Origin of the sequence: Paenibacillus sp. NRS-1782, assembly GCF_050467685.1 — a bacterium.
GTDB lineage: Bacteria > Bacillota > Bacilli > Paenibacillales > Paenibacillaceae > Paenibacillus > Paenibacillus terrae_A.
On record NZ_JBITPH010000116.1, the window covers coordinates 1 to 591 of the forward strand.

Here is a 591-nt window from a genome sequence, read left to right on the forward strand (position 1 = left end):
ATATATACCCGGTGATTCGGCATCGGACGTCCGATGGATATAGTCTCTCCCGCGCTCGTATTGTCGGACACCGGCCAGATCGACGTGACAATCGAATTCTCTGTTGGACCGTAAGCGTTGTAGTATGCCACTTGATTTTTCCATTTGTTTACCAGATCCGTCGATGTCGCAGATCCCCCTGTGAGCAGGATACGCAGATTGGACATCCGCTTTGGCTCGAGATACACCGCATATGTTGGTGGCAGTAACACGGCTGTAATCTGGTGTTCCGTCATATACTGTTCGAACCGACCATAGTCTAAAATCGTGTCTGTCGTCGGTACGTACAGCGTGGCTCCGCAAAACAGCGCCTGTGATACTTCCCAGCAAGCCGCATCAAACGAATAGCTGGCAAACATCAGGATATGATCTGACAATCCAATGTGCAGCGTCTGATCAAAATAGGTTTTCAGGTTGCACGGCCCGCGGTGCTCCACCATAACTCCTTTGGGCTTGCCTGTCGTTCCCGACGTGTAGATCACATAGGCCAGATCGTTTGGACCGGAGATCGGCTCCAGATTTGAACCGTCCTCGTGATAGATCTCCTGCTTC

The 591-nt window shown here is 51.3% G+C and carries 1 protein-coding gene; it reads right to left on the reverse strand.

Annotation, left to right across the window (positions count from 1 at the left end; genetic code table 11):
- Positions 1–591: AMP-binding protein (locus tag ACIFQM_RS24915; RefSeq protein ID WP_430066411.1), on the reverse strand; the 591-nt coding region annotated here is incomplete at both ends.